The organism is Pseudomonas sp. Irchel 3F3, assembly GCF_900187545.1.
In the GTDB taxonomy this organism is placed as follows: Bacteria; Pseudomonadota; Gammaproteobacteria; order Pseudomonadales; family Pseudomonadaceae; genus Aquipseudomonas; species Aquipseudomonas fortuita.
Genome location: NZ_FYDS01000001.1, coordinates 546684 through 566837, shown reverse-complemented (window position 1 = coordinate 566837; position 20154 = coordinate 546684). Strand labels below are relative to the sequence as shown.

Annotated in this window: 23 protein-coding genes and 1 pseudogene; 9 read left to right on the top strand and 15 right to left on the bottom strand. The window is 62.3% G+C overall.

Annotated elements, in window-relative coordinates:
• Positions 1-64: 64 nt before the first annotated feature.
• The 8 genes from CKW35_RS02625 to CKW35_RS02590 all read right to left on the bottom strand — a co-directional run bounded on the left by CKW35_RS02625 (position 65) and on the right by CKW35_RS02590 (position 7046).
• Positions 65-607, bottom strand: a complete 543-nt coding sequence (locus CKW35_RS02625) for a cytochrome b (protein WP_016486276.1) — start codon at positions 605-607, stop codon at positions 65-67.
• A 162-nt stretch (positions 608-769) separates the two neighbouring features.
• Positions 770-2134: an ATP-binding protein gene (locus CKW35_RS02620; protein ID WP_095114961.1), complete on the bottom strand. Its 1365-nt coding sequence runs from the start codon at positions 2132-2134 to the stop codon at positions 770-772.
• Complete coding sequence (locus tag CKW35_RS02615) at positions 2131-2793, bottom strand: response regulator (RefSeq protein WP_016486274.1); 663 nt, start codon at positions 2791-2793, stop codon at positions 2131-2133. The genes CKW35_RS02620 and CKW35_RS02615 overlap by 4 nt, the downstream gene beginning before the upstream one ends.
• A gap of 2 nt (positions 2794-2795) precedes the next feature.
• Complete coding sequence (locus CKW35_RS02610) at positions 2796-3437, bottom strand: hypothetical protein (RefSeq protein WP_095114959.1); 642 nt, start codon at positions 3435-3437, stop codon at positions 2796-2798.
• The gene (locus tag CKW35_RS02605) at positions 3434-4240 is read right to left on the bottom strand and encodes an SDR family oxidoreductase (RefSeq protein ID WP_016486272.1); all 807 of its coding nucleotides are present in this window, start codon (positions 4238-4240) and stop codon (positions 3434-3436) included. Before CKW35_RS02605 ends, CKW35_RS02610 begins: the two co-directional genes overlap by 4 nt.
• Positions 4227-4907 carry a TenA family transcriptional regulator gene (locus CKW35_RS02600; protein WP_095114957.1) on the bottom strand — a complete coding sequence of 227 codons (681 nt, stop codon included), beginning with the start codon at positions 4905-4907 and terminating at the stop codon, positions 4227-4229. Before CKW35_RS02600 ends, CKW35_RS02605 begins: the two co-directional genes overlap by 14 nt.
• Before the next feature lie 8 nt (positions 4908-4915).
• The gene (locus tag CKW35_RS02595; protein ID WP_095114955.1) at positions 4916-6379 is read right to left on the bottom strand and encodes an AMP-binding protein; all 1464 of its coding nucleotides are present in this window, start codon (positions 6377-6379) and stop codon (positions 4916-4918) included.
• Entirely contained in the window at positions 6369-7046 is a 678-nt protein-coding gene (locus CKW35_RS02590; RefSeq protein WP_016486269.1) for a thermostable hemolysin, read from the bottom strand. Before CKW35_RS02590 ends, CKW35_RS02595 begins: the two co-directional genes overlap by 11 nt.
• Positions 7047-7395: 349 nt before the next feature.
• Here CKW35_RS02590 and CKW35_RS02585 point away from each other — a divergent pair, with 349 nt between their 5' ends.
• Both CKW35_RS02585 and CKW35_RS02580 read left to right on the top strand, forming a co-directional pair.
• Positions 7396-7965, top strand: coding sequence for a GNAT family N-acetyltransferase (locus tag CKW35_RS02585; RefSeq protein ID WP_016486268.1), 570 nt, complete (start codon positions 7396-7398; stop codon positions 7963-7965).
• A gap of 483 nt (positions 7966-8448) precedes the next feature.
• Positions 8449-8997, top strand: a complete 549-nt coding sequence (locus CKW35_RS02580) for a GNAT family N-acetyltransferase (RefSeq protein WP_095114953.1) — start codon at positions 8449-8451, stop codon at positions 8995-8997.
• 26 nt (positions 8998-9023) lie between these two features.
• On the opposite strand, the gene CKW35_RS02575 is transcribed toward CKW35_RS02580, so the two are convergent.
• Entirely contained in the window at positions 9024-9950 is a 927-nt protein-coding gene (locus CKW35_RS02575; protein ID WP_060516701.1) for a universal stress protein, read from the bottom strand.
• 199 nt (positions 9951-10149) lie between these two features.
• On the opposite strand from CKW35_RS02575, the pseudogene CKW35_RS02570 reads away from it, so the two are divergent.
• Both CKW35_RS02570 and CKW35_RS02565 read left to right on the top strand, forming a co-directional pair.
• Positions 10150-11001: pseudogene (locus tag CKW35_RS02570) on the top strand (zinc-binding dehydrogenase); the annotation flags it as partial.
• Between the two features lie 156 nt (positions 11002-11157).
• Complete coding sequence (locus CKW35_RS02565; protein WP_023048292.1) at positions 11158-11976, top strand: helix-turn-helix domain-containing protein; 819 nt, start codon at positions 11158-11160, stop codon at positions 11974-11976.
• A gap of 67 nt (positions 11977-12043) precedes the next feature.
• Here the strand turns inward: CKW35_RS02565 and CKW35_RS02560 are convergent, their stop codons facing one another.
• Together CKW35_RS02560 and CKW35_RS02555 are read right to left on the bottom strand one after the other, a co-directional pair.
• On the bottom strand, positions 12044-12685 hold the full coding sequence (locus CKW35_RS02560; RefSeq protein ID WP_016486262.1) for a DUF1109 domain-containing protein: 642 nt from the start codon (positions 12683-12685) through the stop codon (positions 12044-12046).
• Positions 12675-13259, bottom strand: a complete 585-nt coding sequence (locus CKW35_RS02555) for a sigma-70 family RNA polymerase sigma factor (RefSeq protein ID WP_095114951.1) — start codon at positions 13257-13259, stop codon at positions 12675-12677. The genes CKW35_RS02560 and CKW35_RS02555 overlap by 11 nt, the downstream gene beginning before the upstream one ends.
• Positions 13260-13443: 184 nt before the next feature.
• Here CKW35_RS02555 and CKW35_RS02550 point away from each other — a divergent pair, with 184 nt between their 5' ends.
• The 4 genes from CKW35_RS02550 to CKW35_RS02535 are packed head-to-tail and all read left to right on the top strand — an operon-like array spanning position 13444 to position 15811.
• Positions 13444-13731, top strand: coding sequence for a DUF2282 domain-containing protein (locus CKW35_RS02550; protein WP_016486260.1), 288 nt, complete (start codon positions 13444-13446; stop codon positions 13729-13731).
• Between the two features lie 16 nt (positions 13732-13747).
• Complete coding sequence (locus tag CKW35_RS02545; RefSeq protein WP_016486259.1) at positions 13748-14581, top strand: DUF692 domain-containing protein; 834 nt, start codon at positions 13748-13750, stop codon at positions 14579-14581.
• A complete protein-coding gene (locus CKW35_RS02540; RefSeq protein WP_095114949.1) occupies positions 14578-15333 on the top strand; it encodes a DNA-binding domain-containing protein in 756 nt (251 codons plus the stop codon). The genes CKW35_RS02545 and CKW35_RS02540 overlap by 4 nt, the downstream gene beginning before the upstream one ends.
• Positions 15334-15343: 10 nt before the next feature.
• Positions 15344-15811, top strand: coding sequence for a DoxX family protein (locus CKW35_RS02535; RefSeq protein ID WP_016486257.1), 468 nt, complete (start codon positions 15344-15346; stop codon positions 15809-15811).
• A 32-nt stretch (positions 15812-15843) separates the two neighbouring features.
• Here CKW35_RS02535 and CKW35_RS02530 read toward each other — a convergent pair whose 3' ends face one another.
• Both CKW35_RS02530 and CKW35_RS28755 read right to left on the bottom strand, forming a co-directional pair.
• Positions 15844-16680: a Ku protein gene (locus CKW35_RS02530; RefSeq protein ID WP_016486256.1), complete on the bottom strand. Its 837-nt coding sequence runs from the start codon at positions 16678-16680 to the stop codon at positions 15844-15846.
• 9 nt (positions 16681-16689) lie between these two features.
• Positions 16690-16827 (bottom strand): PSPA7_2676 family Cys-rich small protein, encoded by a 138-nt coding sequence (locus CKW35_RS28755; protein ID WP_305728981.1) that lies wholly within the window; start codon positions 16825-16827, stop codon positions 16690-16692.
• A gap of 288 nt (positions 16828-17115) precedes the next feature.
• Here CKW35_RS28755 and CKW35_RS02525 point away from each other — a divergent pair, with 288 nt between their 5' ends.
• A complete protein-coding gene (locus tag CKW35_RS02525) occupies positions 17116-18123 on the top strand; it encodes a zinc-binding alcohol dehydrogenase family protein (RefSeq protein ID WP_095114947.1) in 1008 nt (335 codons plus the stop codon).
• Between the two features lie 7 nt (positions 18124-18130).
• Here the strand turns inward: CKW35_RS02525 and CKW35_RS02520 are convergent, their stop codons facing one another.
• Together CKW35_RS02520 and CKW35_RS02515 are read right to left on the bottom strand one after the other, a co-directional pair.
• Positions 18131-19075 (bottom strand): LysR family transcriptional regulator, encoded by a 945-nt coding sequence (locus CKW35_RS02520; protein WP_095114945.1) that lies wholly within the window; start codon positions 19073-19075, stop codon positions 18131-18133.
• A gap of 27 nt (positions 19076-19102) precedes the next feature.
• Complete coding sequence (locus CKW35_RS02515; RefSeq protein WP_031312561.1) at positions 19103-20152, bottom strand: methionine synthase; 1050 nt, start codon at positions 20150-20152, stop codon at positions 19103-19105.
• Positions 20153-20154 lie beyond the last annotated feature (2 nt).

Below are 20154 nucleotides of genomic sequence, written 5' to 3'. Positions count from 1 at the left end.
GCGCAACGAAAACAACCAGGCTGAGGGCTCATTCGCCTTCAGCCTTGAAACCAGCGTTGCGGCCTCACCGCCCCGGCAACATGCGCTTGAGGGTATTGTCCTTTAGCCAGTAATGATGCAACAGGCCTGCACAGGCATGCAGCCCGATCAGCCAGTAACCGGCATTCCCCAGCCACTCATGCCACCCCCTGAGCGCCCTGGCCAGCGTCGGGTCCACCGCCACGGGTGCAGGTATGGCCACACCCCAATAGGGCAACGGCTTGCCAGCGGCCGCGAGCATCAGCCAGGCCAGCAGAGGTGTAAGGATCATCAGGACGTACAATGCAATATGCAGCACGCTGGCCATCAAGCCCTGCCAGGCAGGCGGCGTCGGCACGATTGCAGGCCGTGGGCTGAGCCGACCAAGGAGGCGCAGCCACACCAGAGTGAAGATGCCAATCCCCATCAAGGCATGCACGCCTAACAGGGGGCCCTTGAGAAAGTGCCCTTTGGGCAATACCTCGCGCAATTGGACACAGGCATAAACGCCCATGAATAAAACGAGCATGCTCCAATGCATGATTATCGAAAGTTGCCCGTAACGGGCGGGGTTCGACGTGCGTGCCATATCCAGGGCCTCTTGTGACAGGGAAGTATTCGCTGCCCATCGGCGCTGAAGGCAAACCGGGCAACGTACACCACCACGTTGTCAGCCCAAGCTTAAAGAAGTCTGAAGTGCCGATACGTTATTTGAAACAGGTGAGGCCGTGCAGCGATTGGCTTGAGCAGCTCACTGCAAGGGAAGCGACACGATGGCAGCCAGCCCGCCAGTGGCCCTGTTTTCCAGGCGCACCTGCCCCCCCAGCCGCTCGACAATGGTGGCCACGATGGATAACCCCAGCCCTGCGCCATTGGGGCTATTGCGGCTATAGAAGCGCTCGAATACGCGCGCAAGATCCGCGTCGTCTATGCCCTGGCCTTCATCTTCGACCACCAGTTCGAAGCGAGTGGCCAGGCGCCTGAGTGATACCGTGATGCGCCCGCCAGGCGGTGAATGCTCCACCGCATTGGAAACCAGGTTCTGCAAGGCGATGCCCAACGCGCCGGCATCGATCATCAGGCCATGGTCACCTTCGCTGAGATCCAGCGAGGGCTCCAGGCCGCGATCCAGGATCCAGGGGGTGAGATCCGCCAGCACATCGGTGACCACTTCGCCCAGGTCGACACGGGTGGTGGCGCGCTGACCAAGGCGCGGCTCGACCCGGGCGAGGGTCAGCAACTGGTTGACCACCCGGGTCAGCCGGTCCACGCCGCCAATCAGAAAGCCCAGGGCTTTCTGGCGCTCGGCATCGGTACTGGCGGCCTGTGCGTTCTGCGCATGCAGGCGCAGGATCGCCAGCGGCGTGCGCATCTCATGGGCGGCGTCGGCAATGAAGCGATGCTCACGCCGCAGCAGGTCATCGATCTGCGCCAGCAGGCGGTTGATGGCGGCTTGCATAGGCTCAAGCTCGGTCGGCAACGGCACCAGTTGCAGGGGTTCGAGGGAGTCGGCATGGCGCCCACGAATCACATCGGCCATGTTCTGCAACGGGCGCAAGCCCCAGCCGATGGCCGCCCAGACCAACAGTGCCAGGCCCAGGCTGCCAAGCAGGAACGGGAACAGGGTATGGCGTACGATGCGGTCGATCAGGTCGTAACGCACATCGTCGCGCTCACCCACCCAGATTACCCACTGTTTTTCGGGCACCGGTAATACAAAGCCGCGCCACTGTTCGCCACCACTGGCAAAATCGTAGAAGCCCGCCGCCGTAGGCGGTGCGTCGAGCGTCGGCGCACTGGGGGTGTGCACCAGCAACCGTGCTCCCTCACCCCACACCTGGAACGCCAGCTTGCTCTCATAGGGGTGGCCCACACGGTGGCGCCCGGCCTTGCCCAGCGCCTCGTTAAATGCCTGATACAGCTTTTCGCGGTTGCCATCCTGCACCGGCAGGTTCATCACCCCCTGCAACAGCCGGGCATTCTGAGCCATGTGAGCATCGTAGACTTCGTTGATCTCGCGGCGGCTGTCGTGATAGTTGTACAACGCCAACAAGCCGGTGCCGAGCAGCATCAGCGCCATCACCCGCCACAATGTGCGCTGGCGCAACGAGTTCACAGCTTGGCCTCGACCAGATAACCGATACCGCGCACCGTGCGGATCAGGCCGTTGAACAGTTTCTTGCGCAGGTGATAGATGTTCACCTCCAGCGTGTTGCTCTCAGGCTCCTCGTCCCAGCCATACAGCAGCTGGGTCAACCGCTCACGCGTGAACACCTTGCCCGGTTGCGCCAGCAACTCGTGCAGCAGGCGATACTCTTTGGGCGTCAGTATCACAAGCACGCCGTTGTAGTGCACCTGCTGGGTGGCAGGGTCCAGGCTTACGCCTGCGTGCTCGATCAGCACCTTGGCCCGCCCGGCGCTGCGCCTGAGCAAGGCGCGCAGGCGGGCCTTGAGCTCATTGAGGTCGAAAGGTTTGACCAGGTAGTCGTCGGCACCGGCATCCAGGCCAGAGATACGGTCCTCGGTCGCATCGCGCGCGGTGAGGATCAGTACCGGCAAGCTATTGCCCCCTGCCCTCACCCGTCGCAGCAGCTCGATGCCGCCCAACCGCGGCAGCCCGAGGTCGAGGATCACCAGGTCGAACACTTCATGTTGCAGGGCATGCAGCCCGCTCAGGCCATCGCGCAGCCAGTCGAGGGTGTAGCCCTCTTGGCGCAACCCGTCGCAGATCCCCTCGCCCAGGGCGGTATCATCCTCAACCAGCAGCAGCCGCATGTTCAGTCCTGTTTGTCCTTGATGGCCTTGAGTAAAGCATCGATATCGCCACGCCGGCCCTGATCGGCCAGTTCGCGGCCTGGCCGTGGCGGCGCCTGGCGTGCTTTTTCCAGGGCAGCGGTGGCTTCAGCGTAGCGTTTTTGCCGGAACAGATGATCGGCCCAGAAGTAATTGCTGTCGATACCATTGGGGTTTACTTGCAGCGCCTTGCGCAACAAGGTATCTGCCTTGTCGCTGTCACCGAAACCGATAGGCCAGCCTGGCACCTGGTCGTACAAGGTGCCCAGGCTGGTATACGCCGAGCCCTGCAGGGCATTGGGGTCGAGTTTCATCGCCTCTTCGAGGCTGGCCTTGGCCGACTTGACCTTGCCCAGCGCCCCCAGGCCGCCGGTGGCTCCCGCCCAACTGCTGTTGATGATGCCCTCCCAGATCAAGGGTTCGGCCGAGCCCGGGTGCTGGTGGACCAGCGTAGAAGCGTCGGCTGCCAGTTTCTCGAACGCCTCGGCGCGTTTGTCTTTAGGCGTCTGGTACTGGATCTGCGCCCAGCGCTGCTGCAAGTTAGCCAATTGTTGGCTGCCGGCCTGGTCCAGCGCCCAGGTGAACGGTGCAAACGCCAGCAGGCCAGCGATGAACAGACGTTTCATTTGATCGACTCCTTGGAATGGCTAGCAAGGTAGCGGCGGATCACCGGCAATTGCTTGCGCAGTGCGCGGTCGACCACGCCGGGCAACATGCCGTTGATGCGTACAAAAAGCTTTTCTGGCCACCCCAGGTAAAGCTCGCTGCGTTCTGACTGCACGGCCTTGAGCACAGCGCGGGCCACATCTGCCGGGTCGTCCATGCCGACCTTCAGCGCCTGGTTGAGCGCCGTGGCGGCGGTGCTGTTCATCGCTGTGCGGGTTGCCCGGGGGGCGGCGTACATGACATTCACCGAGGTATCCGCCAGCTCGCGGCGCAGCGCCTCAGAGAAGCCGCGCAGGGCAAACTTGCTGGCGCAGTAGGTGGCATAGCCGGGGTAGCCGATCGAGCCGTAGGTGGATCCGACGTTGACCACCAGTGCCCTGGGTTGTGCGCGCAGCAGCGGCAGGCACACACGCGTCAGTTGCAAGGCGGCTTTGAGGTTGATGTCCAGCAACTCGTCCAGCGCCTGTTCGTCGATCTGGTCGAACAGGGCAAAACGGTTCACGCCTGCGGCATTGATCAGGACATTGACCCCGCCCATCTCCCGGGCACGGGCGAGCACCTGCTCACGCCCGCCATGGCTGCGCAGGTCGGCCGATTGCCACAGCAGCCTGTCGTGATAACGGTTCATCAAACTGGCGAGCTTGCCCATCTGCCGGCTCACCGCCAGTACCCGGGCACCGGCTGCACACAGCTGCTCGGCCAACTCCAGGCCGATGCCTCCGCTGGCGCCAGTGAGTATCACTACACACTCAGGCAAGCGCATGACGCACCTCTTGCAGGCCCGCACGCGGCAGCCCGTGGAACATGTCGGTGTACAGGCGGTAAACCACCTTGGCCGCATGAATCACAGCCCGCTGGTCGTCAGCATCATCAAGGCGGTCCATCAGCTGCCGGTAGGTGACCATGTGGTCCTGGTCCAGCGCGCCATGGGAGCTGAGGTAGCTGAAGGCCCTGTCGGGCAACGCCAGCGTGCTCTGGATTGTGCCGGCGGCCTGGGTGGCCAGGGCAATGCTGGTGCCTTCGAGCACGTTGACCATGCCAAACAGCCCGACCGGGTTGCCACGGGCAATCAAGTCGTAAAGGTAGGCGACCATCAGCTCGATCGGCAGCGCCGGGCGACCGTCACGCACCGCCTCCCAATCGGCACCACAGGCATTGATGTCGTTGAGGACCCACTGCTCGTGGCCGTACTCCTCCTCGATGTATTCGCACACGGCGCCGCGCAGCCATTCCAAACGCGATGGCAGCCGCGCCCCGCACGCCATCATCAGTGGCACGGTGTGGCGTACATGGTGGTATGCCTGGGTCAGAAACGCCACATAGCTGTCGAGGCTGACGTGCCCAGCCAGCGCATCGCGTATGACCGGTACGGCAAACAGGGCCTGACGCTCCTGGGTAGTTTGCATTTGCAGGGTATCGAAAAAGGACATGGCAGACCTCACAACGGGATGTCGGATAACAGGGAGTGGTAACGCCGCAGGATGGCCTCGCGGCGCGGGCGGCCATTGGCGGTCAGTGTGTCGTCGGTACTGGACAAGGGGCACGGCAGGCGACGCCAGGCATGGACCCTGGCGTAGTCCGGCAGCAAGGCATTGCACTGCTGCACGGCCTGGTCGATGAGGGTATCGGGGGTAGCGGGGTCCAGCGGCCAGAGCAATGCCAGGTTCTTTGGCAGGGCCTCGCCATGCACGAACGCCTGGGCGATCACGCCGCTCTGGGTCAGTTCGGCCTCCACCCATTCCGGGTTGACGTTGCGCCCGAAGCTGGTGATGAACTGGTGTTTCTTGCGGCCATCGAGGTACAGGTAGCCCTCCTCGTCGAAATGGCCTAGGTCGCCGGTGGCCCACCAGCTATCGCAGACGGGTGGTTCCTCCAGATAGCCGAGCAGCACCGAGCCCGCCACCAGTACCTCCCCGTCCTCGGCGATACGCACCTGCACATGGGGCAGCGGTTTGCCGACACTGCCGCGGCGGGTTGCGCCTGGCCGGTTCAAGGCCACCACCGAAGCACACTCGGACAAACCATAGCCCTCGAACACCGGCAGGCCGATCGCTTCAGCGCGGGCCAGCAAGCTGGGCGCCACCCGGGCACCGCCAACCGCAACGAACCGTAACGCCCCCACCCGCATCAGCCCGCGCTCGATAGCAGTGATCAGCCCCATCAACAGCTGCGGCACCAGAATCAGGCTCTGCGCACCGCTCAGGGCGATGGCCCCCAGCAAGCGCTTGAAATCGACCTGGCTTGCACCGCCCATGCCCAGTTGCGCCTGGGGGTACAGCAACACACTTGCCCCGGCCATCAAGGCGGCGTAGACACCCAGGTTTTCCAACAGCACACCCAGCGGCAGCACCGCCAGGTAACGCTGAGGTTCACTGGGCCGGCTGGCCACCTCCAGTTCCCGGGCGACACGCAACAGAGCCTCTACAGACAGGCACACGCCTTTGGGCTTGCCCGTGCTGCCAGAGGTGTAGGTGATCTTGGCGGTACCGGCAGGCAGCGCGGCAGCAGGCTGAGCCTCGCGAACCCAGAACACGTCCTGCTGAGCGAACCCCAGCTCGCCGAGCGTCCCATGCCATTGCGGGTCGCACAGCACATGGCTGGCACCACTCTGCTCGATGCAATGGCTGAACTGGGCACTACTGAAAAACGACGGCACGATTACACAGGGGCGTTCGGCAAACAGCGCCGCCAAATCCCAGAACAGCAACTGCGGGCCATTATCCAGGGCCAGTACCAGCGGGCCTGGCGAACACGTGCGCAAGCTGTGAGTGCGCAACCCCACTTCGGCCAGCAACTGCCTGTAGGTGAAGCGCTCGGTCGCCCCTTGCACGGCCACGGCGTCACCGTGATCGCGGGCAAACGTGACCAGCAGTTGATGAAAGCGCTCCAGTTCATGCGGCATGGCCAGTCTCCTGGAAGGCGGTTGGCAACCCCAGGCGCTGGAACACCCCAGCCTTGCTCAAGGCATCGAAGCCATGGCCGATGCTGCCGGCATAGACTTGTGGGTGTTGAGCGTAATAGGTACCCCAGTGGTCCAACTTCCCATTCAGCCGGGCCGGGTCGGCCGACGCCAGCACCGACGGCACCAACCCCAGGCGCTGGAAACTGTTGATCAGTGTCGTCGCGCCGGTGAACGCCACCCACTTCAGGCCCCGTGTGGCCAGCAACCAGGTCACCGCTATGATCATGATTCGCGCGCTACCGGCACTGAGCGAGGCCAGGTTGCCCACTTCGACCATGCACTCACGCTCAAGGGGGCAGCCCGCTACCCGCGAAACTGCGGCTTCCAGCGGCTCATCCAGATAATGTTCGAGGAACAGCGGCCCGCTGCTGGCCGGGCGCAAGCCTGCGGCGGCAATCAGCCGGCCATGACTGTCGTGCAGCGCCAGCAGTTCGGGCAGGTAATGGTGCACATCAGCGTGGTGTACGTTGGCAAAACACTGATGAATGAAGTGCTCCAGCTCATCGCGGCCAGGGTCCTTGTGCAGATGAAGCGACAAGTGGGCGTGATGGTCGACGTGGCTGCCGATAGGCAGTGGGAGCAGGCTGCTCCACTGAGACTGGGTCATGAAACTCCCCCCGTTTGGGCTTGATGGGGTGAGTATCAGTGGTCAATCTGAAGGGAATCTGAAGTCAGGGCTTCGACCTTGGTCGCAGGGCGCGTGCTGATCGTTGGAGACAGAAGCCAGCGCGACAAGAGCGGCCACCGACTGACCTTTATCAATGACCCGGTGCTGTTCAAGCGTAGAACCGACGCGATGGCCATTACCGGCCTTTCTGGAAATGCAAAAGTACGGGAAGACCAAGTAGCGAAGCGTGACCCTACCAGCCCGGTAATTGACAACTGTCAAGCGCGCACAAGGCGACGCGTCGAAACTGAACCTCCTGTGTACACCCCATCACGTAAGGAGGCTTGCCATGGCATCCGCCGAAACACCCCGCCCCCATGCCGCAGCGTCATTTCCTGCCACGGCCGGCGAACACTGGATCGAAGCGCTCGACAACGGCACCCATGTGCTGATCAGGCCTTTGCAGCCCAAAGACCGTCAGCGCGAAAGGAACTTCATTGAACGCCTGTCGCCACAGTCGCGCCACTTCCGCTTCCTGTGCCAGCTCAAGGAGCCTGGCGAAGCCATGCTGGATCAATTGATGGTCGTTGACCAGGACCAGCACATGGCCTATGTCGCCCTCGCCCATGTCGACGGCGAACTGCAGGAAGTCGGTATTGCCCGTTATGCCACCAGCCCCGGTGGTGAAGATTGCGAGTGTGCTGTCACCGTGCTCGATAGCTGGCAGCGCCACGGTTTGGGCACATTGCTGCTCCAGCACCTGATCGATCACGCACGCGCCCAGGGCCTGCGACACATGTATTCCATGGACGCTGCGGCCAATGTGGCAATGCGCGAGCTGGCTCAGGCAGCGGGGTTTACCAGCGCCAGAGATCCGGATGACCCAAGCCAGCTGATTCACCAGCTTTCGCTGGCCTGAGGCAATGCCGCGGCAGTGGCCTCCGGCAGCAGGCCGAGGTGCCTCTGACACTGCCGCCCATCGGCTACGGTCGCCCCTCCCCGGGCCTTTTTGCCCAGCCGTTGAGCCTTGCCCTTGCTTGCAGGTCCTTGAAAAACTCCGGTGCGGTGCTAGCGCACAGTCAGACACGTACCGCTGGCCCGGTGCCGTGCTGCCAACCCCTCGAGCTACTCACGATAGTGCTCAAATTGGCGCTGTGCCTCGGCTTCATTCAGCCTTGCCTCGCGTAACACATGCTCTGCGCGGGGTTCGAACAGCCCAAGGATATGCACCGCCGCGCCGCTGGCATGTGCCTGCGCAAGGCCGCCGAGTGTGGGTCGATGTCGGGTTTGTTGCAGATCAGAAAGTCATCAGCCGCCCACCAACTTGATCAATGTCAGAACCGGACCGACGCCTCACGGTACAACCAGTACAGCCACGTTGATCACGCCCTCTGGAGGCCCCATGAACAAGCAGCTGTTCCAAGACCCAGGCAATAGCGAGTACTGGATAGACACCCTTGCTGACGGCACAGCTGTGCTGATTCGCCCATTGCGCGCTGACGATCATGAACGGGACAGACGCTTTGTGAGCACAATTACCTACGAGGCCCGGCGCTTTCGCTTTATCGCCGGGCTCAGCGGTGGCTTGCCCAGCCTGGATACGCAGTTGATGCCGATCGACAGCCACCAGCGCATGGCGTATGTCGCGCTGGCCCATGAAAACGGCCAGCTGCATCAGCTTGGCGTAAGCCGCTATGCGGCGATCCCGGGTAGCCACAATTGCGAATGCGCCGTCGCTGTTGGCGAGCAATGGCAGCGCAAAGGGCTGGCCAAGCTGTTGCTGCAGCACCTGATAGCAGCGGCTCGGCGCAATGGTTACCAGTGCATGGTGTCCAGGGACCTGTCTGGCAATTACGCCATGCACCGGCTGACCAAGGCCCTGGGGTTCACCGCGCGCTACCTGGGCGGCGATGTCAGCGAAATCCTCCATGAGCTTGACCTGCGTGCCTGAAACAAGGCCCTTGCGGGCCTCGTACTTCAACCTTGCGAATGCTCGGGCGAGATCACCAGCACACTGCTGCTGAGCCGATGCAGGATCCGCTCGGCCGTACTGCCGATGAACCAGCCGATGCCGTGATGGTGGTAGCTCCCCATCACCAGCACATCGATGTCATTGCTGTCCATGAACAGCGCGAGCACCTTGGTCGGGTCCCCCACCCGCATGTGGCGGTGCTCGGCGGGGATCCCGTTACGTTCGGCCAATGCCTGGAAGGCGTCGGCCTGGGCCTCGTGCAGTGTGCGTGACAGGTTGGAATCAAACAGGAACGAATGTTCCCGGTTGTCTTCGGCATTCAGGTACATGGCGCCCATGTCATAGGCATACAGCAGCTCGATCTGGGCGTTGCATTGCAAGGCCAGCTTGAGCGCTTCACTGATGATGTGGTCGTTGAAGCCTTCGAACTGATCCTCCGGGCGCGACAGGTCAACTGCTGCCAATATCCGACGCGGCAGGGCATTGCTGGCGTTGTGGACCAGGTGCAACGGAAAACGGGTGTCGCGCAACAACTGGACGTCGAGCGAGGTGAACATTGCCCGCATCCACCATGGCTCATGCTCAAGCCCCTTGATCAGCATGGCGAACGGCTGCTCACGCAGGTGCACCTGGATCTCGTCCAGCGGGCGCTGCACCCACAACACCTCGATGGTCACCGTCACGCCGTTGCGGCGCATCGACAATGCCTGGGTTTCCAGCCATTCACGGTGTTGCTGCACATAGCCCTCCCGCATGACCGCCAAGGCCTGTTCGTTGACCAGGCCGGCCGTGGCAAGACCCTCCAGGTAGTCGAAGGCGACGATGTGCAATGGCATGCCCTTGGCTTTGGCCAGCGCAGCTGCACGGTCATAGACCGGTGTGCGGCGCATCAAGGGCGAAGCAATGAGAAGAAGTCTTTGCGGGTTGGTCATGGCACACCTCTGCGGGCTCGATGAGTACCTCGATGATCTGCCAGGTGCGTTTGCCCGGTTTGATGTTTATCAAAAGCCCAGGGCACTGACCAACGGCTATCGCCGCGTGCCGCGCCATTGACGCGAATCAAGACTTTTGCGCTTTTTGGGCGCAGGCTGTAGTTGCCAACAAAAATCAGCGATGCCCCGGAGGCTAGCCATGGCGCTCATGAAAGCGGCTATTTTCGTCGAAAAGAACCGCATCGTGCTGGACGACAAGCCCATCCCCGAGATCGGCCCTTTGGATGCGCTGGTGCGCATCAGCACCACGACAATCTGTGGCACTGATGTGCATATCCTGCGTGGCGAGTATCCAGTGGCAAAAGGGCTCACCGTCGGCCATGAGCCAGTGGGTGTCATCGAAAGACTGGGTTCAGAGGTTCGGGGCTTTCATGAAGGGCAACGCGTCATCGCCGGCGCCATCACCCCCAGCGGCCACAGCAATGCCTGCCTGTGCGGCTGCGGCGCCCAGGACGGCGCCGATACCGTGCATGGCTTCAAGGCCATCGGTGGCTGGAAGCTCGGCAATGTCATCGACGGTTGCCAGGCGGAATACGTTCGGGTACCGGACGCAATGGCCAACCTCTCCCCCATTCCTGACGGGCTCAGTGACGAACACGTGCTGATGTGTCCCGATATCATGTCCACCGGTTTTTCCGGTGCAGAACGTGGCGCAGTGACGATCGGCGATACCGTCGCCGTATTCGCCTTGGGCCCGATTGGCCTGTGCGCAGTCGCCGGTGCCAAAATGCTGGGCGCCACCACCCTCATCGGCGTGGACAGCGTGCCGGCCCGCATGCGTGTGGCACGCGAAATGGGTGCGTCGCACGTGGTCGACTTCAAGCAAGGCAATGTGGTGGAACGCATCATGGCGCTGACCGATGGCCGTGGCGTGGATGTGGCCATCGAAGCCCTGGGCACCCAGACCACGTTCGAATCGGCGCTGCGCGTGCTGCGCCCCGGGGGTACGTTGTCCAGCCTGGGCGTATACAGCACCGACCTGCGAATTCCCACCGCTGGTGGGTACACATGGACGACTGGCGAGTGAGTTTCCGAACCCCGTCTGAAGCCAAGCAGTTCGTGAGCGTGCTGAGCGCCCGGCTGAACGCGCCTCATTTGCTGAACACGATTACCACCGCAGCACTCCGCCCTTCGAAGGAGGCATGAAATGTCGGGCCTGACCGACTTTCCACTGCTCGAGCAGCCTGTGCCAGCGCGCGAACCGCTGCCCCTTCATTTGAAACGCCTGGCATACCGATGCAATGAGTGCCGGGTCAACGACTTGTGCTTGCCCACGGGTCTGCCCCTGCACGACAACCGTTACCTCGGCACCCTGATCGGCTCTCGCATCCGGGTGAGAAAGGGGGCTGCGCTGTTCAACGCAAATGTGCCCTTGAGTCACCTGTACTCGGTGTACTCAGGCAGCTTCAAGACGAACCTCAACAACGCCGAAGGCCAGGGTGTGATCATCAATTTCTGGATGCCGGGGGACGTCCTCGGGCTCGATGCCATCGCCACCGAGCTTCATGTCTGTGATGCCATCGCCCTGGAAGACAGCGAAGTGTGCCCGGTGCCCTATCATCGTCTGCAAGCCGTGGCGCGTGAGTTTCCCCCGCTGCAACAGAGCTTGAACCGCCTGATGAGCAGGGAAATCATCCGCGAGCATGAGCGCGTGCTGATGCTCTGCAACCTCTCTGCCGAACAGCGGCTTGCCAGTTTCCTGCTCGGTCTTTCCCGCCGCTTCGTCAGCCGCGGGTATTCATCCAACGGTTTCATGTTGTGCATGTCTCGCGAAGACATCGCCTCCTACCTCGGGCTACGCCTGGAAACCATATGCCGCTCGGTCGCTCACTTGCGCGGGCTGGGTATCGTCAACCTGCGGGGGCGGCTGGTGGAGATCCTCGACATGCCAGCACTGAGTGCGCTCGAACTGGGGTCCGCGGGCAGCTATGCCATCGCTGAACTCAAACCAGTCAAGGCTGACTGAGAAACCACCATGGCGCAAGCACGTCTGTACGCGGTACCCCAGCAGGCCCAGCGTCGAAAAACCGGTATCACCAGCGCAGAAAACGTGGCCCTAGCGCCGCCCCCAAGGCCGTCGGCACCAGCAAACCCAGTACGTACCAGAGCCCCCAGAACGGCACAGCCATCTCCGGGCAATGCAGGCAATAAGCCAACGTTGCGGTGGCACCCGCAAGCAAGCCTCCTGCAGCACCCGCCAGTCGCAGGCGGGTGGGTGCCAGGCCGCGCATTGCCCAGAACACGGTGATGAAGGTGGGTACCGAAAGCAAGGTAATGTTCAGCGGGCAGGTGCGCCAGGTGCGCCCGAGCAGCAGGTCCGCCCGGGCATCCACCGGCGCGCCCAGCAGGCTCACCGCCGCACCCAGCCAGACCAGCAGCAGCGGCAGCCCCATAAGGCCCCACAGCCGCCCCCCGTTCACCCCCGGCCTGACCAGCCGCTGAGTCAGCAACAGTGCCAGCAGCGCCAGGCTGCCGGGCAAGGCCAGCTTGGCCCAGAACAGCGGGGTGTGCGCCACCTGCGCCAGGTCACCGCGCACGCCGAAAATGGCCACCGTCAGCAGTACCGCGCCCAATCCGCCGCCCACCAGCGCCAGCACCAAGCGCCGCGCCGGTGCGTGACGGCTCACCGGCCCTTCCCCGGCCGCCAGCAGGGCAATCAAGTCATCAGTCTTCATTTTTGCCCTTGCCTCCAATCAGTTTGGCCAGTGCCTTGAGGCCCCGGTGGATGCCCACTTTCACCGCCGAACTGGAAAGACCGGTCATGCGCGCGGTCTCTTCCACCGACATCCCCTCCAGTTTGACATGGACGATGGGCAGCCGCTGGCGCGCTGGCAATCGCTCCAGGAGCTTGCCCAGGTCACGTGTCGCCTGGGCCACTTCCTCCTCGCCGGGCGCGAACAGATCACTTTCATCGTTCAGCTCCTCGTGCAACGCACCGTGGCGAGCGTAGCTGCGATAGTGGTCCGCCAGCTTGTAGCGGGCAATGGCCTGCACCCAGGCGGTCAACGGTTGCTGTGCCTCGTAGGTATGGCGGGCGTTGTGCACCGCCAGCAACACCTCTTGCAGCAAATCTTCGACATCAGCGGGGCGTTGCCACAGCCGCCGCAGCAGAAAGCCACGCACATGCGTCGCCAGCGCCGCCAGGAACGCCCGATAGGCCGCCGCGTCCCCCGCCAGCCCCTGTAGCAGCAAAGCCTGCAACTGGGCGTCGCGCGCGCTGAGCGCCTGCTGAGTATTAGTTCGTGCCATCAGCCTCCCCGGTTACATCGAGCGTGAAAGTTTTCCATTCAACCCGTGTCGCCTTCATACGGTAGGCGACTGACGCACCGCCGGAAAAAAATTTTGCCGCTGCTGTAACCCGTTCAACCCAGGCTGCGAACTACTCCATGAGCCGCCGGTAAACCACCACGGCCCCACTTCCCGGAGATACATCATGAAAACCCTCGCCCTCGCCACTGCCGCGCTCGCCCTGGCTTCGCTGGCCGGTATTTCCCAGGCTGCCGATGCGACCAAACCAGCCACCACCGGTGCCGCCATGGAAAAATGCTACGGCGTCGCCATGGCTGGCAAGAACGACTGCAAGGCCGGCGCCGGCACCAGCTGCGCTGGCAGTGCCAAGATGGACTACGACGGCATGCACTGGAAGAACGTTCCCGCAGGTACCTGCACCTCCATCAAGACGCCCAACGGCATGGGCTCACTGACCCCGCTCAAGTCCTGAGCACAGGCCGCCGATCATGAACGGGACTTACCTTTCAGGTGCCGGGCTTGGGCTGAAGGCTGACCACTATGCCGAGGCCTGGGCGTGCCGGGCCCATGGGCTGTGGTTCGAAGTACACCCGGAAAACTACATGCTCGGCGGCCCACGCATGGCCTGGCTACAGCGCATAGCCGAACACCATCCGCTGTCGCTGCACGGTGTTGCGCTGTCGCTCGCGGCGGACGCCGCGCCGGATGACACACACCTGCGCCGCCTGCGGGCACTTGTCGACCAGGTGCAGCCGGCGCTGGTCTCGGAGCACCTGGCATGGTCAAGCTGGAACGGGCAATACCTCCCCGACCTGCTGCCCTTCCCCCGCAGCGACGAGGCCTTGGTCCGTATCAGCGACAATGTACAGCGCACACAGGATGCGCTGGGGCGCAGCATCTCGCTGGAAAACCCCAGCCACTACCTGCCCATGGAAGGGCACGACTGGGACGAAATCGACTTTCTGGCCGAACTGACGCGGCGCACGGGCTGTGGCCTGTTGCTGGACGTCAACAACGTGCACGTCAGCGCCCACAACCTCGGGTTCGACGCTTCAGCCTACCTGGCGAGGTTCCCGGCCCAGGCCATCACTGAAATACACCTGGCTGGCCACAGCCACGACGCCCGGGCCAGCCTGCTGATCGACTCCCATGACGCCGCCATCGCCGCACCGGTCTGGGCCTTGTACCAGCAGTTGATCACCCGCATCGGCCCGCGCCCGACGTTGATCGAGCGTGACGGCAACCTGCCGGCGTTCACCGAGTTGCTGGCCGAACGCGGTACCGCTCAGGCACTGCTCGATCAGGCAGGAGTACGCCCATGACGCTTTCCCTTGGCCAGTTTCAGGCCGCCTTCGTCGAAGCGCTGTATCACCGCCCGGCCCCGCAATTGGCCGCGCTGACCCAGCATGCTGCATTCGCGGTGTATCGCAATACTGTGCTGGCGGGTTGCACCGATGCCCTGCGTGCAAACTTCCCCAGTGTCGAAGCGCTGACAGGCCCGGCCTGGATGCAGGATGCCGCTGCGGCCTATGCGAAAACCACGCCCCCCGACGACCCAAGGCTGATCCACTATGGCGCGGCGTTCGCCGACTTTCTTGAACAGATCCAGGCCCAGCACGGCCTGCCGTACCTGGCCGACGTGGCACGCCTGGATTTCGCCTGGTGCGAGGTGTTCAGCGCCCCCCGCGAGCCCTGCCTTGCACTTGCAGACTTGGCCGGCATGACAGCTGCCGACCTGGCCAACAGTTACCTGGCGCCGCGCAGCAGCGTGCGCTGGCGCTGGTTCGCGCAGCACCCGGCCTTCAGCCTGTGGCGGTACAGCCGCGAAGGCCAGCCATGGCCGAATGACCACCCGTGGGTGGCCGAGGGTGCGGTATTAAGCGGCACCGACGAAGGTGTTGCCCTGCAGGCACTGGAGGTCGGCGGCTGCGCCTTTCTCGATACATGCGCCCAAGGTTTGCCTTTGGCGCAGGCCTCACTGATTGCACAAGCGAGTCAACCCGACCTGGACTTCACCGACCTGCTCGGCCGGCTGCTGGCAGCCCAGGCCTTTCGTCCACTTGCATTCGCCTGAAGGAAGCACCATGGACATCATCCACGTCACCCGCCCCGACAAGAGCCTGCGCCAACGCTGGAACCACCTCACCGACCGTGCACAGCAACTGCTCAGCGACAACGTGCTGTGCCTGGTGGCGCGCATGGCCATCGCCTCGACCTTCTTTCTGTCCGGCCGCACCAAGGTCGAAGGGTTTCTCAGCATCACACCCAGTACCTATGACCTGTTCCAGAGCGAATATGCCCTGCCGCTGGTGTCACCGTGGCTGGCGGCCCACTTGGCAACCTATGCGGAACACCTGTTCCCGTTGTTGCTGGTGCTTGGCCTGTTCACCCGGCTGTCGGCCCTGGCCCTGCTGGGCATGACCACGGTGATCGAAGTGTTCGTCTACCCGGACGCCTGGCCGACACATCTCACGTGGGCAGCCTTGTTGCTACTGTTGATCGCACGAGGAGCCGGTGCGTTGTCACTAGATCGGGCAATAGGACTGCGTTGAGCTCCTCTGTCGGATGCCAGGGGGATCCACCTTCATGAAGCCTTGCGGGGCCGTTTGGCGGCAGGCTTGCCGCCCTTTGGCTTGCCGCCGAGGCTGCGTTTGAGCAGTTCGGTGAGGTCGAGGATATCCGCGCCTTTTTCCACGCCCTTGCCCTCCCCTTTATCCACCGTCTCGATCTTGCCTTTGCTGGCCTTTTCTTCCACCAGGTCGAGAATGGTCTGGCGAAACGCATCATGGTACTCATCCGGCGCCCATGACCCACTCATGTCTTCGACCAAGCGTTTGGCCATGCTCAGTTCGCGCTTGTCGACCTTGGCGTCGGTCACACTCTTGTCCAGCTCAAGGGTTTCCACCCCGCGTACCTCCTCGGGCCAGCGCAGGGTAATCAGCACCAAGGCATCTTCCAGTGGCCGCAGCAGCGCCAGGTGCTGGCGCGTATGCAGCACGACGGTGGCCAGTGCAACCTTGCCGGTGCTCTCCAGCGTGTCGCGCAGCAGTGCATAGACTTTGCCGCCGCGGCGGTCGGGGCTCAGGTAATAGGGGGTGTCGAAGTGCTGCAGCGGAATTTCGCCCGCCTGCACGAACGAGAATATATCGATGGTCTGGGTCGCTTCCGGTCGGGCGTCGCGGATCTCTTGCTCACTGATCACCACGTAGCGGCCCTTCTCGTACTCCACGCCCTTTACGATGTTGTCCTTGTCGATTTCCTTGCCGGTGACCTTGTTCACCCGTTTGTAGCCCACAGGCTCCATGCTGCGCTTGTCGAGCCAGTCAAAATCCACCCGCTCGGAGCTCACCGCAACGTTGAGCGAAACGGGGATATGCACCAGCCCGAAACTGATTGCACCTTTCCAGATGGCCCGCGCCATGTCGACCTCCTATGCCTTTGACAGTGTGACGGCCCGCCGATGGCGCACGGCGCCGCAGCGCCGGCAACACTGGCATTGGAGCTCGCCCGGTTCATGGTTCGGCACGCAGTGCCACTGGCAACCCTGCAACAAGCACAGCAGTTTCATCAGCCACCTCCCAAGGTCTCAGTGGACGGACCCCTTACTGGAACTGACTGACGGCACGGGCGAAGGTTTAGTCTGGATGCGCCCTTTGCAGCACAGGGTGAAGAACGCAGGGATCGGCAATTGAAGCAGACGTGCTCGAGGATGGAGAGCAGCGGCCAACCCCCGTCTCGGGTGCTGCGCACCATTTTCATTGCAAGCGAGAAAGTCTTACTCCATTCAGGCGGTTTTTTGTGTGAATCGAAACGGATAGTCTGAACCCACTTTTCGCATCCCCAAGAGGCAGCGCCAATGAAGGCAGTCGTTTATACCCAGCCCGGTTTGCCGATCCAGGCCCCACAATCGCTGTATGACGCGCAACTGCCCACGCCACAGCCAGGTGCCCGTGATCTGCTGGTCGAAGTCAGGGCAATTGCCGTCAACCCGGTTGATACCAAGATCCGAGCAAGCCGTGGTGGCGAGCAACCACAAGTGCTCGGTTGGGACGCAGTTGGCGTGGTCCGCGAGGTAGGGCCGCAGGTCACGTTGTTCCAACCGGGCGATGAGGTTTTCTACGCCGGTGCCATTGACCGTCCTGGCAGCTACAGCGAACTGCATGTGGTGGACGAACGCATTGTCGGGCACAAGCCTCGCAGCCTGGACAACGCAAGCGCCGCCGCTTTGCCGCTGACCTCCATTACCGCCTGGGAACTGCTGTTCGACCGCCTGGGCGTTGAAGAAAACGGTGGCAAGAACCAGAGCCTTCTGGTGATCGGTGCTGCCGGCGGGGTTGGTTCGATTCTGGTTCAACTTGCCCGCAAGCTCACACAGCTCACGGTGATTGGCACCGCCTCCAGGCCCGAGACTCAGGCCTGGGTTCAGGAAGCGGGAGCCCATCACGTGATCGACCACCGCGAATCGCTTGCGCCCCAGCTGGAAGCACTCAAGCTGGGCCCGGTCGATTACGTCATCAGCCTGACGCACACTGACACTTACCTCCCGCAACTGGTGGAGGTGCTTCGCCCACAAGGCAAGCTCGCGTTAATCGACGACCCGGCGCAACTGGATGTCATGCCGCTCAAGCGCAAGTCACTGTCAGTGCACTGGGAGCTCATGTTCACGCGTTCGCTGTACAAGACCGAAGACATGATCAAACAGCATCAACTGCTCGATCGCGTTTCGCAGCTGGTCGATGATGGCGTGCTTAAAACCACCCTCGGCGAGCACTACGGTACGATCAATGCCGAGCACCTCAAGCGCGCCCACGCCATGATCGAGAGTGGAAAAGCACGCGGCAAAATCGTCCTGGAAGGTTTCTGACGCCCTGTCAGGCGCCCGACGCCCACGCCGCTCGCCCTGACACCGCATTGACGCCTTCCAGCGTCGCAAACGAAATGTCTTTCGCCGTGAGCAGGAAATCACGCATGTAGGGCACTTCGAGCATGTCGCTGCGTACCGCTGCGAACAGGGTGGCCTGCAACCCTGCTTCGCCGAGGCGCTTGGCCAACACGTAGCCGCGGGAGGTGTACTCATGCACCGCCCAGTTCGGCAGGCAGCAAACACCACGGCCGCTGGCCACCAGTTGCATCATCATCACAGTCATTTCTGCCGTACGTATCTGCGCAGGTTCGGTGTCGGCGGGGTCGAAGAAACGGGTGAAGATGTCCAGGCGGTTTCGTTCGATCGGGTACGTGATCAAGGTCTGGCTGGCGATGTCGGCAGGCTCCAGGTAGGGCTTATCGCGCAGCGGATGATGCTTGTCGATGGCCAGCATTGCCTCGTACCCGAATAACGGCACGTACGTGATACCCGGCAGGGTCATCGGGTCGGAGGTCACCACAAGGTCGAGGTCACCACGCTGCAGGGCCGGCAGTGGGGCGAACGACAACCCCGACGCCAGGTCCAGTTCAACTTCCGGCCAGGCGCAGCGAAACTCGTCCAGTGAGGGCATCAGCCATTGATAGCAGCTGTGGCACTCGATCGCGATGTGCAGCCGGTCGGCCGTGCCGCCTGCCAGCTTGCTCAGGTTGCGCTCCGTTGTGCGGATCAGCGGCAGCACCTGGTCGGCCAGCTGCAGCAGCTTGAGGCCCGCAGTGGTGAAGCGCACCGGCTTGGACTTGCGCACAAACACAGGCATGCCAACGCGGCTTTCCAGCTCACGGAACTGGTGCGACAGCGCCGACTGGGTCAGGTGCAGGCGTTCGGCCGCCTCGGGCAGGCTGTCCGTTTCACGCAAGGCATGGAGTGTGCGCAAGTGTCTCAAGTCAATCATGAGCAGCACACAACGCGAGTGATCGGGTCACCATGATGCCCGATGGTCATTGCCCGAGAGCTCGCTGCGAACCATTTCTGCACCGGCACTCAAAGCCCTGAGCTTGCCGCTGGCCACCCGACGCGGCAAGGGAGCCATGCCACAGTTGGTGCAAGGGTAGAGCTTGTCAGCCTCTACAAATTGCAGTGCCTTGCGTAAGGTATCGGCAACCTCCTCGGGTGTTTCAATGGTGTGGGTCGCCACATCAATTGCGCCTACCATCACCTTTTTACCGCGAATCAACTCAAGCAGCTCCATGGGCACATGAGCGTTATGGCATTCCAGCGAGATGATATCGATACTGGACTTTTGCAGTTTGGGGAAGGCCTCTTCATATTGCCGCCACTCTGACCCCAAGGTTTTTTTCCAGTCGGTGTTGGCTTTGATGCCATAGCCATAGCAGATATGCACGGCAGTTTCACACTTGAGGCCTTCGATGGCCCGCTCCAGGGTGGCAACCCCCCAGTCATTGACCTCGTCAAAAAACACATTGAAGGCGGGCTCATCAAACTGAATGATGTCAACCCCGGCAGCCTCCAGCTCCCGGGCTTCCTGATTGAGGATCCTGGCAAATTCCCAGGCCAGTTTTTCGCGGCTTTTGTAATGGCTGTCATACAGCGTATCGATCATCGTCATGGGGCCTGGCAGCGCCCATTTTATGGGCTGGCGGGTCTGCTGACGCAAGAACCTGGCATCGTCGACAAATACCGGCTTTTGCCGAGCAACAGCGCCTACTACGGTGGGTACGCTTGCATCATAGCGATCACGGATCCTGACGGTCTCGCGTTTCTCGAAGTCAACACCGCTCAGGTGCTCGATAAAAGTCGTCACAAAGTGTTGGCGCGTTTGTTCACCATCACTGACGATATCAATGCCGGCGTCTTGCTGTTCCTGCAATGACAAGCGCAGGGCATCCTGCTTGCCTTCGATCAATGCCTCATCTTGCAGTTTCCAGGGTGACCAGAGCGTTTCGGGTTGTGCGAGCCAGGCGGGTTTGGGCAAACTGCCGGCAGTCGAAGTGGGTAACAATTTGTTCACGA